The sequence below is a fragment of the Candidatus Goldiibacteriota bacterium HGW-Goldbacteria-1 genome (assembly GCA_002839855.1).
Classification (GTDB): domain Bacteria; phylum Oederibacteriota; class PGYV01; order PGYV01; family PGYV01; genus PGYV01.
The window spans coordinates 117,483-132,436 of sequence record PGYV01000008.1 but is presented as its reverse complement, the minus strand read 5'-3'; the positions used below and the strand labels follow the sequence as shown (position 1 = coordinate 132,436).

The 14,954-nt window shown below is 41.1% G+C and carries 18 protein-coding genes; all 18 read right to left on the bottom strand.

Annotation, left to right across the window (positions count from 1 at the left end; all coding sequences use genetic code 11):
* Window positions 1-61 precede the first annotated feature (61 nt).
* Window positions 62-1,801, bottom strand: a complete 1,740-nt coding sequence (locus CVV21_09905; protein PKL91096.1) for a hypothetical protein — start codon at window positions 1,799-1,801, stop codon at window positions 62-64.
* Window positions 1,802-1,945: 144 nt separating this feature from the next.
* Window positions 1,946-3,685 carry a hypothetical protein gene (locus CVV21_09900; protein PKL91095.1) on the bottom strand — a complete coding sequence of 580 codons (1,740 nt, stop codon included), beginning with the start codon at window positions 3,683-3,685 and terminating at the stop codon, window positions 1,946-1,948.
* A 33-nt stretch (window positions 3,686-3,718) separates the two neighbouring features.
* Entirely contained in the window at window positions 3,719-4,126 is a 408-nt protein-coding gene (locus tag CVV21_09895; GenBank protein ID PKL91094.1) for a hypothetical protein, read from the bottom strand.
* A 15-nt stretch (window positions 4,127-4,141) separates the two neighbouring features.
* Entirely contained in the window at window positions 4,142-4,582 is a 441-nt protein-coding gene (locus tag CVV21_09890; GenBank protein ID PKL91093.1) for a hypothetical protein, read from the bottom strand.
* Entirely contained in the window at window positions 4,579-5,583 is a 1,005-nt protein-coding gene (locus tag CVV21_09885) for a hypothetical protein (GenBank protein ID PKL91092.1), read from the bottom strand. The genes CVV21_09890 and CVV21_09885 overlap by 4 nt, the downstream gene beginning before the upstream one ends.
* 27 nt (window positions 5,584-5,610) lie before the next feature.
* Window positions 5,611-7,116, bottom strand: a complete 1,506-nt coding sequence (locus CVV21_09880; protein ID PKL91091.1) for a hypothetical protein — start codon at window positions 7,114-7,116, stop codon at window positions 5,611-5,613.
* A gap of 180 nt (window positions 7,117-7,296) precedes the next feature.
* Window positions 7,297-7,749 carry a hypothetical protein gene (locus CVV21_09875; protein PKL91090.1) on the bottom strand — a complete coding sequence of 151 codons (453 nt, stop codon included), beginning with the start codon at window positions 7,747-7,749 and terminating at the stop codon, window positions 7,297-7,299.
* Window positions 7,750-7,753: 4 nt separating this feature from the next.
* A complete protein-coding gene (locus tag CVV21_09870; protein ID PKL91089.1) occupies window positions 7,754-8,665 on the bottom strand; it encodes a sensor domain-containing diguanylate cyclase in 912 nt (303 codons plus the stop codon).
* A gap of 228 nt (window positions 8,666-8,893) precedes the next feature.
* Window positions 8,894-9,322 (bottom strand): response regulator, encoded by a 429-nt coding sequence (locus CVV21_09865; protein PKL91158.1) that lies wholly within the window; start codon window positions 9,320-9,322, stop codon window positions 8,894-8,896.
* A gap of 88 nt (window positions 9,323-9,410) precedes the next feature.
* Window positions 9,411-10,055 carry a hypothetical protein gene (locus tag CVV21_09860; protein PKL91088.1) on the bottom strand — a complete coding sequence of 215 codons (645 nt, stop codon included), beginning with the start codon at window positions 10,053-10,055 and terminating at the stop codon, window positions 9,411-9,413.
* Between the two features lie 39 nt (window positions 10,056-10,094).
* Complete coding sequence (locus CVV21_09855; protein ID PKL91087.1) at window positions 10,095-10,538, bottom strand: response regulator; 444 nt, start codon at window positions 10,536-10,538, stop codon at window positions 10,095-10,097.
* Between the two features lie 230 nt (window positions 10,539-10,768).
* Window positions 10,769-11,431, bottom strand: coding sequence for a hypothetical protein (locus CVV21_09850; GenBank protein ID PKL91086.1), 663 nt, complete (start codon window positions 11,429-11,431; stop codon window positions 10,769-10,771).
* Window positions 11,428-11,847 (bottom strand): hypothetical protein, encoded by a 420-nt coding sequence (locus CVV21_09845; GenBank protein PKL91085.1) that lies wholly within the window; start codon window positions 11,845-11,847, stop codon window positions 11,428-11,430. Before CVV21_09845 ends, CVV21_09850 begins: the two co-directional genes overlap by 4 nt.
* Window position 11,848: 1 nt before the next feature.
* A complete protein-coding gene (locus CVV21_09840) occupies window positions 11,849-12,481 on the bottom strand; it encodes a phosphohydrolase (GenBank protein PKL91157.1) in 633 nt (210 codons plus the stop codon).
* 49 nt (window positions 12,482-12,530) lie between these two features.
* Window positions 12,531-13,097, bottom strand: a complete 567-nt coding sequence (locus CVV21_09835) for a hypothetical protein (GenBank protein PKL91084.1) — start codon at window positions 13,095-13,097, stop codon at window positions 12,531-12,533.
* A gap of 71 nt (window positions 13,098-13,168) precedes the next feature.
* A complete protein-coding gene (locus CVV21_09830; protein PKL91083.1) occupies window positions 13,169-13,597 on the bottom strand; it encodes a peptidylprolyl isomerase in 429 nt (142 codons plus the stop codon).
* Between the two features lie 16 nt (window positions 13,598-13,613).
* Window positions 13,614-13,979, bottom strand: a complete 366-nt coding sequence (locus CVV21_09825) for a hypothetical protein (protein PKL91082.1) — start codon at window positions 13,977-13,979, stop codon at window positions 13,614-13,616.
* 94 nt (window positions 13,980-14,073) lie between these two features.
* On the bottom strand, window positions 14,074-14,775 hold the full coding sequence (locus CVV21_09820; protein ID PKL91081.1) for a hypothetical protein: 702 nt from the start codon (window positions 14,773-14,775) through the stop codon (window positions 14,074-14,076).
* Between the last annotated feature and the right edge of the window lie 179 nt (window positions 14,776-14,954).

The window sequence follows — 14,954 nt, the reverse complement described above, 5'->3', positions numbered from 1 at the left end:
CTTGCGCCATATAAATCAAGTTATAATAACAGCCTCAAGCGTGATAAATGTCCGTCTATGGTTATTTTTTAAACTCCGCCGCAAATATGCTTCCTTTTTCATCCCCTTCAGATTCCACCCAAATTCTTCCGCCATGGCGCTCCATAATACGTTTGCAGATGGCAAGGCCTATACCCGTACCCTCATATTCCTCCCGGGAGTGCAGCCGCTTAAATATTTCAAATATCCTTTCCTGAAACCTTTGTTCTATGCCTATGCCGTTATCCTTTATCCTTAAAATAACAGAAGACACGTTTTCCTGTGCCGTTATTTCAATTACAGGCGTGTTTAACTTACTCCTGAACTTAAGGCCGTTTTCAATAAGGTTCTGCAGCACCTGTTCTATCTGCATACCGTCACCCATAACAGAAGGCAGCGTTTGCGGTATTAATATCTGTCCTTTAACATCCTCTATTTTAAACTTCATTATATTAAGTATATGTTCAACCGCGTCATTCAGGTCAACGGGTTCAAATTTACCGCCCCTTGTATTTACCCTTGAATAATCCAGCAGGTCTTTTATAAGTTCATTCATCCTTAAAGCGCCGTCAACCGCAAAATCAATGTATTCCCGATCCTCGCTTTCAAGCCTGTCATATGATTTCCTCTTTAACAGCTGCATATAGTTTGAAACCATCCTTAACGGCTCTTTTAAATCGTGCGACACCACATACGCAAACCGCTCCAGGTCCACATTTGACCGTTCAAGTTCTTTCATTGTCTTTTCAAGCCCTCTTTCAGCAGCCCTCTTTTCAGTGACATCGTCTATCACACACAAATAACCCAGTCTTTCCCCATTTTTATCAACAGGCGCGGAGGATAAAGTCAGCTTTTTTTCAGATTCACCTGAACCGCGGTACAACTCCATGCCCGCAAATTTCTCACCTGACAGTATCATAGCTGATATTTTATCATCCTGAATAATCTCTGAAATATCATCCTTTTCAACCTTATATTCAAAGCCAAGCATCTGTTTTGCCATGGAATTTGCCTGCATCACAACTCCATGTGTATCTGTCAGAATAAGACCTTCATCCACTGATTCCAATATCCTATCCGCAGCCTGTTCCGCGTTTATTTCAAAAAAATCATATTTACCGGCCGCGTAGATAATCCCTGTTACAAAAATTAAAAACACCAGATTCGCTTCCAAAGGCACATGAATCCTGAGCCATTTAAGTATGAAACTTACAATTAAAGTTATCGCAAAAGCCATTATAGTTGTTGCCAATATTATATCCGCGGACTTTTTCATATTTATATTCTTCTGCCTGTTCCTGAAAACAACAAGCATACCCAGCGAAACCGCAAACATTACAAAAGAATAAACGATGAACAAATACACAAAAGGGGAATTGTTCCATATGCCTGTAAGCCCAAAAAAAGTCCTGTCGCAGCACACCATCATTTTATCAGAAAAAGCTGCCGCCTCAAATATAAACGGCATCGCAAAAAAGAAAGTCAGAACAAATACATTTTTAAGAATAATTTCTTTTTTCATAAAATATAAAAGAAAAATAACATAAAAAGTCGGAAAAGATGCCCACCCTATTGTCTGAATTTTCAGGATAATATCCGCTTTCTCCTGTGTTATGTATGAATTAAAAAGAAGGGCATTAGACCCGCTCCAGAACCACAGACAGATGAAAACCATTCCAAGCAGCCAGTTAATTACAGCACCGGGATTCTTTGCAATTATATATATCATCAGAACGAAATAAATTACAAAGGCGGAAAAATGAAGGAGTGTCCAGACGTTCAAATCAGCGCCTCCCCTGTCAGTTTTATATTTTCCTTTAATAAATTATACCATCAAAACCATTTAAAAAATTCAATTCCGCGGATAACATCCCAACCGCTTACACCTTCGTTTATTTCTAAATAATTGTTTTAACTCCGCCTTAACTTATTTCTTAAACTCAATCACAAACGTACTGCCTCTGCCTTCGCCTGCGGATTCCGCCAGGATTCTGCCGCCGTGGTTCTCCATTATACGCCTGCAGACGGCAAGGCCGACGCCGTTGCCTTCATACCGCTCACGCGGGTTAAGCCGTTGAAATATGTTAAAGATTTTATCCAGATATTCCCCATTAATACCAATCCCGTTATCCTTTATTTGAACGCGCACATACTCCGCGTCCTCCCGGGCCGAAATTTGAATCTTTGGATTTACCCCCGGAAGCCGGAATTTTACCGCGTTACCTATTACATTAACAAACAGCCTTATTACCTGTTTTTCATCACCCCATACTTTTAAAAGGCTTTCTGATACAGTTATTTTAGCGCCCGCTTCATCCGCATTCTGTTTAAGAGCGGCGATAGCGCCGGCTGCAATCAAATCAAGATTCAGCATTGAATTTTTAACGGTACCGGACTGTATAGCGGCATAATCCAATAAGTCATTTATCAGGCTGTTCATCCGAAACGCGCCTTCAACGGCAAAATCCATATGCTCCTTTTGAGCGCCATCCAGTTTTTCATAAGCTTTCTTCTTCAGCAGCTGCACATGGCTTGCCACCATCCTTGCGGGCTCCTTCAAATCATGTGCCGCCACATTAGCGAATTGTTCCAGGTCCGCATTAGATTTTTTTAATTCCGCGATAGTATATTTAAGTTCTTCTTCAGCTGTTTTTCTTGCAGTAATATCGTTTATGACGCATATATAGCCAAACCTTTCGCCCCTCTTCTCCACCGGCCCTGCAGATATTGTATAAACCTTTCTTCCTGACGGCGTTTCCCTTACCGCTTCTTCTTCCATAATTTTTTCGCCTGATGCCACCCTTTTTACCAGCGAATTCTCACCCAAAAGTTCAAATATATTCTTTCCACGGGGATTGCCAAACCGCTCCATCATTTCAACCGCGTGTTTATTTGCTTCCACTACAATCCCGTCCATATCTGTCAGTATTAAACCTTCATCAATTGATTCAACAATTTTATCTGCGGCAGTTTCCGCGTTTATCTCAAAAAAACTGTATTTTTCCGCCGCATAAACTATTCCCGCGACAAATACAAGAAGGGTAATATTCACCTGAAGAGGTATATGAATGCGCAGAGCTTTTAAAACAAAACTTACTATAACCGTAACCACAAAAAACATAACAGTGCTTCCAAGTATTATTTCAGCTGATTTTCTGTAATTGCCCTGTTTGTGTTTTCTTATGAAACTTATAAGGTTTAGCATCAGTACTGCGAAAACAACCGCGCTGTAAACTATAAAAAGATACACATAAAAAGAATTTTTCCATATTCCCGTCAGGCCAAAATAAGTTCTGTCACAGCAGATAAGCATCTGTCCGGAAAAATTACCAAATTGAAAAAATGCCGTAACAAAAAACAGGGCGATATACAGAAACGAATTATTTAGAACCGCGGTTTTCTTCATCAGATGAAACAAAAAAAGGGCATAAAAAACCGGAAAAATAGCCCACGACAGCGACTGAACCCTAAGCACAAAATCGGCCGTCAGCGGGGATATGTAGGAATTATAAAGTATTGTATTTGTGCCGCTCCAGAACCACATACACAGAAAAACAGCCGCCAGCATCCAGTTTATGACCGCGTTTGGATTTTTCAGAATGACATAGACAACAAGCACTGAATAAATTAAAAAAGCCGAAAAATGCACCGCCGTCCATATATTCAAATGCGCCCCCTGCAGTTTTAAAACATAAACAGTTTATCTTATTTTGCCCCTTAAAAAAGCGCCCATCTTTTTATCGGTATTTTCTATATGCAGTACAAACCAGTTATACACCGCTATGCTTTCATTATAAATATCATCGCCTTTTATACTACCCGTGCTTAGTTCATCGTAAAGCAGCGTGATACGCTTTAGAAAGCCCAGGTGTTTTTCCTGATGTTCCTTAAAATCCGGATATATATATTTAAGCATAAACATTTCTTCTGTCCTGAAATGTTCTTCAATATAAACAGCAAGAAATTTAAGGATGCCCGCCGCGGTTTCAGGCTCTTCTTTTTTTTCAAGCGCGTCAGACAGTTCCTTTAATTTGCCGATAATCTTTCTGTGCTGCACATCCACTTCGCCTATACCCACCGACATTTCCGGTTTCCATTCAACAGCCATTTTATCGCCCCTTTATTATTCGCTTTTAAATTTTCTTTCTGTCCTGAAAGGCCCAAAAGCTATGGGGGATGTTTCCATTCCCGTAATTCTGTACTTGCCTTTTTCATCAAGCCTCACGGTAAGCCTGTGATAAAGCACTCCTTTTTCGCTTAACGCCCTGTAAAAAAGCTCAATGGTGCGCGAATTTGAATCCACCAGATAGCTGTCCGCTTTAAACCCTTCAAAACGGCCGTATTTTAGCTTTGCGGTATCAAAGGCAATTTCCAGCGCGCCTATGCCGTTGTTATTTTCAAAATTCGGGTCTGTCATGGCGTACGCGGCATCCACGTCCTGCATTTTATACAGCGTATAAAGAAAATCCCCGGCTTTTGCCCTGGCTTTTTCCGCTTCCATCATAAATATCTGCCCGCACGAAACAGTAAACATTATCAGTAATATTACCGCGATTTTTTTCATTTAGACCACCATCCGTCATTTTTTATTTTGTCCGATTTCCCGCCAAAAAGATAAACAGCGCCGCCTTCTGATATTAACCCGGCTGAATACCTTGCCGGAAACGCGTCCTTGGCCGCCTGTATCCACACCTTGCCGTTAACTGACCACCACACATCGCCGGCCGCTTTACCATCCGAAAGCTGCCCGCCCATTACCCACATCCTTCCGCCAAAAACAAAACAGGCAAAATCCGACCTTTCCCCAAACGTGGCGCTTGTTGTTACCGCCTCCCAGTCAGCGCCATTGGTTGAATTCCATACATCAGAAAATTTCTCTTTTTCCCCTTTTCCGCCTATAACCCATAATTTATTGTCAAAAACAATAAAACCGTGCGATGACCTTGTTTTAAATAATTCCCTGTCTGTTTTTTCCTTTATCCATCCTTTTTCTTTATCAAAATAATACACATCACTGCTGTATTTTTTGCCGTCAAAACCGCCGCTTAAACGGGGCTTATCCTTAAAAACAGCCGCCCTTAAACCGCGCGCCGCCGGTGCAGTATTTTCCGCGGCAAGCGCCGTAAAAGTCACGGCCCCGTATGAAATCCATGTGTCATTAAAAAACTTTTCGCCCTTGTCATCGTTATAATAACCGCCTATTACGTAAGTTTTACCACCATCCGTACAGAAAGCAAAATCTTCCCTTTCACCAAAACCTGTATTTGCAGCGGAAGTTGACCAGATTTCAAAATCAACGGTTAACGGTACATCTTTCAAATATGCATTTTCACTTTTTCCGCCTATAACAGCAATGCTGCCGCCAAGTTTTAACAGCGCATGGTTATACACCCCTTTAACCTGAACAGGCACATCTATTTCCTGCCAGTTTGCCATTCCCGGCACCGCGGTAGGCGCAGCCACAGGAGGCCTGTAAGAAGCCGCGGCGGGATTGGAACTTCCCGTGCATCCGCAAAAAATAAAAACAACAGTTACAAAGCAGTATAACAAAAATGTTTTTTTCAAAAATTACGCTCCATTTTAATTTATTTATCAAAAAATTATGCTGTCCCTGTCCCGCAGTTCATCATTTAAAACATAACCCTTTTCCCTGAAAAGTTTTAAGCACACATCCACAATTTCCGAATCATACAGAATACCTTTGTTGCGTTCTATTTCTTCAAGAGCCCTTTCAATGCCATACGCTTCATGGTAAGGACGTTCAAAAGTTATTGCCTCCACCACATCCGCTATGCTTATTATCCTGGATTCCAGAAGTATCTGCCCGTCTTTAAGCCCGTCGGGGTAACCGCTGCCGTTTATCCTTTCGTGGTGCTGAAGCACTATCTGCGCTATAGGCCACGGAAAGTCTATATTCTTAAGCACGTCAAAACCGGCCTGCGGGTGCCGTTTAATTATATCGTATTCATCGCCTGTAAGTTTAGCTTTCTTATTTAAAATAGATCCGGAAATAAATATTTTGCCTATATCATGAATAACCGCAGCTATATATATGCCGGCTATCCTGTCTTTATCAAGCCCCATTTCAGAGGCAATGGCCGCGGCCAGGTCTGCCGTACGGTTCTGATGGCCTACAGTATAAACATCCTTCTTTTCTACAAGCTTTTCCATTGCCATTATTATGCCGTTCATTATTTTACGAACAGTCCTGGCGCTGTCTTCAAGTATACGTTCAGTTTTCTTTCTTTCGCTTATATCCCTTATTACGGAAATTACCGCTTTCTTTCCCGCAAAATCTATCATATGGGCGCTTACTTCCGCCTGATAAGTTATGTGCTCCGCCCTTACTACAGTCTCAAAAATACAATGCCCGTTTTGGGCTATTTGTTGCACGGCCTTTCTGGAAATTCCGGTTGCCTCAGGCGGCATAAAATCCGAAAGCTTTTTTTTCAGAAGCTGGCCCCTGCTTAAACCTATCATCCGGCATGCCACTTCGTTTGCTTCCAGTATTCTTCCGTCTGTTTCTCCCGGCAAATATTCATGCACCGTTATTGCGTCATACGCGGATTCAAACAGCGTCTTATATTTATTAATGTTCTCAACCAGTTCGCGTTCAAGTTTCTTTCTTCTTGTTATATCCCGTATAGAGGAAATAAAACCGACAGGTTCACCCCGGTTATCTTTCATAACAGCGGAACTTAACTCAATATAAATAGCCTCCCCATTCTGTTTCTTTATGATATATTCACTTCCGCTGACAAAACCTTCTGATAGAAGTTTCTTTATATTTAAGTCAAACCTTTGTATATCTTCACTATCTAATGCTATTCTTACATTTTTTCCCACTAGCTCCGAAACTGATTGCGCACCATAAAGCTGCGCGGCGCGCTCCGAAGCATAAATCACCTGTCCGGACAGGTCCATGGTCATAACAGCATCAAGTGAAGTCATGGCCATCTTGCTGCTTATTTCCTCTGCGTTTTTCAGAGACTGCCTTAAATCCTTTATTTCCTTTTCAAGGCTTTCCTGACTGGATAGTTTTTCCCTTAAACTATTAAGTTCTTCCATAAGCTTCTTTTCGTTAAGTTTTTCGGGCAAGACAAACCTCCGGAAATGGATTGTGATACTAATTAAGCGTACAAGTTACAGGTTACAGGTTACAGGTTACAGGTTACAGGTTACAGGTTACAGGTTACAGGTTACAGGTTACAGGTTAAAGGTTAAAGCTACAAACTAACAGCTGACAGCTGTAACCTGATAATTGTAAGTTGTAATCTGCTACTTTATTTTAAACACCTTTTTCCATTCAGGAAACCTTGGGAAAAAAATAACAAATAAAAGGGCAGAAACAGCAAGCAGCCCGTAAAAATCCTGTTTGGTGCCGGCCGAAAAATATAAAACAAGCCCCAGCGCGGCGGGTACCTGACATATCATAAGCACCGACACGGAAGATATGTAAAGCGATGAAATCGCCTGGCTTCCGCCAAGCGATGCCTTCCTTAAAAAATACTTCTTGATATACAGGCATATTATATAAACCACAACACTTAAAACAAGAAATATTTTCTTTAACATTACCGGATCAAAATCCACTATCGTCTTTCCCGCTATTTCCGGCCTGCGGGAAATAAATTCCACTATCCCCGCATAAAAAAACAGGCTTGCAAACAGAATATAACCTACAACCTTTGCCGTTTTGTATATCTTTTCAAGCGCTTCGTTTTGTTCCATCATCTCACCCTATTGTAACGTAGTTTCTTCCCGAATTTTTACTTTCATACATAAACCTGTCAGCCCTTTTTACAAGCTGTTCCATGGATTCTCCCCTTTTCGCAACTGTTGCACCTATGGAAATTGTTACAGCCACTGTCCCGTCAGATGTATTCAACGAGGACTGCGACACAAGCGACCTTAACTTTTCCGCTATCGCATAAAGCGTTTTATTGTCCGCGTCCGAAATAACCGCTACAAACTCTTCGCCGCCCCACCTGCCTATAAAGTCTTCAGTCCTTAAATTGGCCGCAAGTGTTTTTGCCACCATTTTTAGAACATCATCACCTGCGTCATGGCCATACTTATCATTAACATCCTTAAATTTATCTATATCCATAAAGAGCAGCCCAAAATCCCTGGCCCATGCATATCTTTCAATTTCCGCAAGTTTGGCGCCTATCTTAATTTCCGAATACCTTCTGTTGCCTATCCCTGTAAGTTCATCAATAAAAGCAAGTTTTTCAAGTTTTTCTATCTGCATAAACGCGCTCATTTTGGATGAGTTATCGCTGAAGATTTCCACAGCGCCTGCCACTTCACCGTTATCAGTAAAAATCGGTGATATCCGGGTTAAAACAGGTATCCTGTGACCGTCTTTGTGCTTTAAATATATGGCCTCTTCCACAAGGCGCCTTTCCTTCATCGCCCTTATCGCAGGGCATGTTTCACTTCCGCAAAGCGGTTCGCCTTTAACATTTGTATGCACAAGTTTACGGTCCCAGCAGTGCGTCCCTATAATTTCCTGCGCTGTGTAGCCCGTAAGTTTTTCCGCGGCCTTATTCCAATATGATATTTTTCTTTCGGCATCGCAGAAATAAACAGAATCATAGAGGCTGTCCAGTATCTTCTTAAAAAAGTCCTTCTGATACTCCACTTTTTACCAGCTCCTTAAAACAGCGTGCGCGGCACCTGCCGCAAAAAACAACATTTACGGATAATATATTATAATTTATCCCCCAATTACTGTCAAACACGATAATAGGCAAAATTTACCGCCGCGGTTTAATTTAGAATATCTTTATGATTTAACTTTATGCGATTCAGGGGGATTTTCAGGTTGAAATCTTTAATTCAGGTCTTTTACGGGTCCGGGCAGGTAATTCTATATGGCCCTTTTATCCGACTTTGACAGCCAGTAATCTTCTATATATTTTGCTATCTGTATATAATTTTCTATATCCATTTCTTTGGTGATATAAAAATTAGCTTTTAAAGCATATGCTTTATCAATGTCATTTTTAAGGCTTGAAGATGAAAGTATGATAACAGGGATACCGGAAAGATTTTCATCATTTTTAATCTCTTTTAAGACTTCAAAACCGTCTTTTTTTGGTATTTTAAGGTCTAAAAGCACCACATCCGGCCTTAAACTTTCGGTGTATCCGCCGGTTCTTTTTAATATATTGACGGCCTGTTCACCGTCAGTTGCAACGCTGATGTTGCACTTTATGGTTAATTCCTTGAAGCATTCTTCAATGAGTTTAATATCTGCCCTGTTATCTTCAACAAGTAAAATATCAACAGTTTTCATTTCTGCAGCGGACATTTCCCCATCTCCCGTATATTTTTTTATTTCCCAATATTATTTATATCACCCAAAAAGGCGCATATCAAGAAAACTAAACGTTTATTTTTTTTATTTTTTCCAGCAGCATAACAGCTTCATTAAGTGTTTTTTCAATTCCGTCGCGTTCTTCGCCGCCTCTGCTGTGCTTTTCCAGCGCTTCTTTCAGAGCTTTTTCCACCGGTATTATACCCTCAGCCAGGTTCCGTATTTCAGACTCCCTGCGGCGGTCCTGTTCCTGAAGCTTTTCGTAGCTTTCTTTAAGTTTGCGGTCATTTTCTTCCATTTCACTTATAAGCTTGTTTCTTTCTATGGCGTGAAGTATGGCGCGTTTTAAAAGTTCGCTGTCTGTCCTGCCTTTAACAAGATAATCCTGCGCGCCTTCTTTAAGCGACTTAATTGCCAGCATTTCATCATCCATTCCGGTAAGAACAACCACAGGCACTTCTTTAACTTTATCTTTCACCCTGTTAAGCGTGTATATGCCGTTGCTGTCCGGCAGGGTAAGGTCAAGAAGTACAATGTCCGGCTTCACTTTATCCAGCGCCTGAAGCCCGCTTAAAAGCGTGGATGCAACTTCAAGATAAAAAGGTGAATTTCTAACTTCTGAAAGTATTTCCCAGATAAGCCTTACATCGCCCTGATTATCCTCTATAAGCAGTACTTTTATATGCTTTTTATTCACAGAAACCGCCCTTATTTTTTACCGTTTATATAAAAACAAATAATTAAAAATATTTCAATGCGCTTTAACATCATCGCGTTTTCCAAAAGAAAGCCAAAAATTATCAATTCCCTTTACCGCGTCTATAAGGTTATCCAACCCCGCGGGTTTCGTAATATAACAGTTAGCCGACAATTCGTAAGACCTTACAATATCACTTTCTGAATCCGAAGTGGAAAGCACCACTATCGGTATTAAACTTGCGGCCTTGCTTTGTTTTATTTCACTTAAAACTTCCAGCCCGCTTTTCCTTGGCAGGTTAAGGTCAAGAATTACAATGTCAAAACCCGTATCATTATCCCTTAACAGTATGTCCGTGGCTTCCACCCCGTCCCTTGCGCTTACAATGCTGCAGTCGGGGTCAAACCCCTTAAAAATTTCCCTTATCAGTCGTAATTCCGCCGGATTATCCTCCACAAGAAGAATCCTTGGGTTTTTATTGCCGCTAATTACGTTCATAACACGCCGCCTTACCCGAAAAACACATAACAAAATTAAACTTTTCAATCCATATTTTTTTTAGCAGCGTAATACCGGGTAAAATTGAAAATTTAAACAACCTGCATTCCCACATAAGCCGCCCCCTTAGTTGCGGGAAATCAAACAATTACAATTAAATTATATATGAAAAAGAAAAAAAAGTATATTACAAAAAAAAGATGATTTTTCAAGCGCAGGACTGCATTTTATTACCAATTGCCGACAGCCCCGCCGCCGTAACCCTTTTTTTCACTGTCCACGGGCTGTTTAACAAACTGTTTTTTTGTCTTGTTTTTTCCCAACATGAAACTGATACCGGCAAGCGCAAATAAAAGCGCAGCACCGCCAATCAATATGAAAACTAAAAATTCAGGGCCTTTTGTTTTACCATGGGATGAAAACGATTCTGTCATGGCTTTTGCGCCTTCATAAATACCGGCGCTATAATCCCCGGCTTTAAAATAAGGCACAATTACATTATTTATAATTTCCTGAAACTTTTTTTCTCCGCTTTCAGCCAGCGTCTGCCCCAGTTCCACTTTTAACCGCCTGTCGTTAACCGCCACCAGCATAAGTATCCCGCCCTGTTCCAGCTTCCACTCGCTAAGCGCGTTTGCAGCAAGGATGTCAACCCCTTCTTTTCCTGCCGTGTAATCGGACGCGGAACCTATAGTAAGAATTGAAGCTTCAATTCCGGTTCTTTTTTCAAACCGTTTTAAAAGCAGCATAATTTCACCGGCGTTTTTGTCATTTATCACAGACGCATAGTCGTTAATATACCTGCTTTTTCTGTACGGAACAGAGTCTGACGAAAACAATGCGGTTGAAAAAATAATAAAAATTATAAAGGCAACAGCTATCCTCAATCTCATTGCGCCGCCTCATTTATGGAAATTGCCGGAAAAAAATCAGCTAACATGCTGCCCGTAAGATTAACCGCTGCAGTCAACCCTATTGAAAACTGGCCTTCTTTCAGTTTTCCGGTCACAGAATCACTTACATGTTTCCAAAAACCTTCCGGAACTTTCCCATTTATTCCGTCATCGGCAAATACCACAAACTTTCTATCAGCAGTTGATATATAAAGAAGCACACAGTTTTTATCCGTTGAATTATTAAGGCTGTAGGTTTCAAATACAGCCCTTGCCCTTTCAAACGGATCCCTTCCGGCTTTTTTTTCTATATGCACGCGTATTCTGCCGGTTGTGCGGCTTTCAGCAGTATTAATACCTGCCTGAAGCATAATTTTTTCCTGCTCTGTAAGTATATTTTCGGGTGTGACTTTCACTTTATATTTTACCTTCCGCTTCCATGCCAAGCCTTTTAAAAAACAGCATCATAAAAGCATGGCGTTCTTTTGCAAGTTTTTTGCCTTCCCTCGTAAACATTCTGCCCCTTACGTACCTTAATTTTACCATATATTCCCTGTACGCTGTATCATCCTGTGTGTATGGTTTTGTCTTTAAAATATCAGCCCCGGGATTATGCAGCTTTGCCCCCACTTCACCGGCAAATAAAAATGCCCGTCCTATTCCTACCGCGCCTATGGAATCCAGTTTATCCGCGTCAAACAGCACCATTGCCTCTTTTGTCGCGGGCCTTCTTTGGGACCTGAACCTGTGGCACTCTATGCAGTGCTTTACAGATTCAACAAAACCGGCTTTAAATCCATTCCTTAATAATATCCGCGAAGCCTTTTTCGCCCCAAGCAGCGCATGGTCTTTTTTGCCGCCGCTTTTATCTTCTTCATGGCGGGATATATCATGAAGCACCGCGGCATATTTAACAATTTTTATATCTGCTTTTTCTTTTTTTGCCAGATGAACAGCAAGCCGCAGCACTCTTTGTGTGTGTTCCCAATCGTGTGACCCGCGTGATTTTTTTAAGACCTGTTCCGCGCCTGCGCTTATTTTTTCAAACATTACATCCAACATACACCCCTGTACATATCACATATTATGCTTTAAAAACCTATTTATCACTCCAGCTGACTGCATATTCCGTAACCGCATCGCCTTTTGTCTTTGCCTTTACTATTTCCACATTAATATCCGTTACCCCGCAGATTTCAAGGCCTTTATGCATCCAGCCGCCTATCCTGCTTTCCACAACAGGGCATATATCAGCAAATTCCACTATTCTTAATACCGATGAATTATCCCCCGTAACTTCCGACTGCATTACACTTGGCTTATAATAAGTGGAAAAAATTGAACTTGCCTTATTTATAATAAACTTTGCCGAACCCATCTTGACAAACAGCCTGTAGATGCCCTTTAAACCATAGTCAGCGCTGAACATTCCCGAATCCCACGCGCCTTTTTTTACATCCCCGCTGTAAAAAAGTTCGCCAATCTTCTTTGTGGGTTTCCTTAACGCATCTTCAATAGGATACCAGTTATTTGTAAGAATCGCGCTCTCGTATACTTTTTTTGCCTGCGGGTCAAGGCTTGATATCCACTTGTTCATATTCTGTTCCCCAAAAGCCGCTTTTACAAATTCCCTGGTGGAAATAACAGCCGTTCCTTTTACTTCCATTTCACCCTCCCGTTTAATATTATTTCAGCAATAATCCCGGTTATTTTCTATAACATTACTCTCGCCAGGCTTTAGTTTATCTTCACAAGCTCCAGTTCAAAAGTAAGGTCCTTACCCGCAAGCGGATGATTTGCGTCCAGCTTAACTTCATTGCCTGACACTTCCATTATTATTACCTGAAACACCTGGCCTTCGGGGCTGACCATCTGAAGTTCCTGCCCTGCTTTTGGCTCCATTCCCTCGGGAAGATTTTCTTTGCCTATTGAAAACACAGCTTCATCGCTGTATTCCCCGTAAGCCTGCGCGCAGGGTATTACAATTGTCTTTTTTTCCCCGGCAGAAAGGCCCAGTACTCCATTTTCAAAACCCGGTATCACCTGGCCTGTGCCTATTGTAAATTCCAGCGGCTCTTTTCCTTCGGAAGAATCAAATACTTTTCCGTCCTTTAAACTGCCTTTATAGTGTACTTTAACTTTATCTCCGTTTTTTGCCGCAGCCATTATTACCTCCGGTTTTTTATTTCAGTTCCGCCAGAAAATCCTTTGCTTTTTCAAGGCTGTCCATGGCGACCAAATTTTTTCTTCTTGTAAACATAAGGACAGCGTCATAAAGGACTTTTTTTATGCCTTCCAGCCCCACTACAGCCGTCATTTTTATAAACGGTTTATTGCCCGCCGCAAAATCCTTAAAAGCAGCTGCTATTTCTTTATTATACATACTTCCCGAAATATCCAGCAGCCCCAGCACGCTTTCCGGCGGCTGATTGCGTATAAGCGCTTCCGCCTGCTTCATAGTACTCATTACTTCTTCCTGATTGCTGTTTGAAAAATCCATATGAACAATCTTCTTCCCTTTATGATTTATAATTGAACATCCAGCCATGTATTCCTCCTGAAATATTTTTTAGCATTCTACCATTTACCGGCAGCAAATTCCATTCTGTTTTTTTTATTATATTGTGAAATTTATAACTTGCTTATCTTACACATTTTACCGCGGCTTCATCTTCTTCGCCGACGCTTAAGCTTATCTCTTCACCTGTATTTTCGCCTATATACTGCTGCGCCGCAGTTATCATTATAGGAAAAAACTTTCTTAATTCTTTTGTACCGCCATGATTGCTTATTGACGTTTTCCACAGCTGCTTAAGTTTTTTATTTTCCTGTTTTAATTTAAGGTCATACGCATCAAGAATTATGTATTTTGGGTATGTGGTATACACGTCCGTCCTTTCCTGGTACCCGGTAATGCCGTAATCCGGCGTATACGAAGTGCTGGATATGTACTTTGTAGAGCCGTCCTCTTCCTTTATTATATTGGCTATTGTCGTGGTCTCGCCGCCGGTCTGCCCCCACACCGGAGTGGTATATGAATATACATGCCTTTCCGCTTCTCCCACGCCGTATGACATGTATATTTCTAAATCCGCTTTACCTATACTGTCCACCGCAGTATATCCTTTTTTTTCAAGAGCTGCAGCCACATAACAGGCATATTCCATAAACTGCAGGTCGCTTGCGTCTATATTTTTATTGCCGGAGACTATTACAAAATTTTTGCCTGTAATAGCACTCCTGTCATTTATGGAATCCACATTCACTATATAACGCCTGGAACAGCCTGATAAAAAAAACACAACCACAACAAGAAACAACAGTACTGCTTTGCCGATACGCATATACTCACCTCCATATTTAATTCCATTTAACTATACCATACGATAATAAGCGGCGCAATAAGTCTTGACGTAGTAGCACAAATGTGCTAATTTAGAAATAAGCAGAAGCGGATTAAGCAATTAAGCTATAGCGAAGAAATAAGCATAAGCGGATTAAGTTGCCCTGCTTATAGCTTAAC

Coding starts and splice junctions, on each gene's coding strand:
- CVV21_09825 (PKL91082.1), bottom strand. CDS start 13,979: ATGGCTGGATGTTCAATTATAAATCATAAAGGGAAGAAGATTGTTCAT.
- CVV21_09890 (PKL91093.1), bottom strand. CDS start 4,582: ATGAAAAAAATCGCGGTAATATTACTGATAATGTTTACTGTTTCGTGC.
- CVV21_09875 (PKL91090.1), bottom strand. CDS start 7,749: ATGGAACAAAACGAAGCGCTTGAAAAGATATACAAAACGGCAAAGGTT.
- CVV21_09820 (PKL91081.1), bottom strand. CDS start 14,775: ATGCGTATCGGCAAAGCAGTACTGTTGTTTCTTGTTGTGGTTGTGTTT.
- CVV21_09850 (PKL91086.1), bottom strand. CDS start 11,431: ATGAGATTGAGGATAGCTGTTGCCTTTATAATTTTTATTATTTTTTCA.
- CVV21_09895 (PKL91094.1), bottom strand. CDS start 4,126: ATGGCTGTTGAATGGAAACCGGAAATGTCGGTGGGTATAGGCGAAGTG.
- CVV21_09835 (PKL91084.1), bottom strand. CDS start 13,097: ATGGAAGTAAAAGGAACGGCTGTTATTTCCACCAGGGAATTTGTAAAA.
- CVV21_09855 (PKL91087.1), bottom strand. CDS start 10,538: ATGAACGTAATTAGCGGCAATAAAAACCCAAGGATTCTTCTTGTGGAG.
- CVV21_09865 (PKL91158.1), bottom strand. CDS start 9,322: ATGAAAACTGTTGATATTTTACTTGTTGAAGATAACAGGGCAGATATT.
- CVV21_09840 (PKL91157.1), bottom strand. CDS start 12,481: ATGTTTGAAAAAATAAGCGCAGGCGCGGAACAGGTCTTAAAAAAATCA.
- CVV21_09830 (PKL91083.1), bottom strand. CDS start 13,597: ATGGCTGCGGCAAAAAACGGAGATAAAGTTAAAGTACACTATAAAGGC.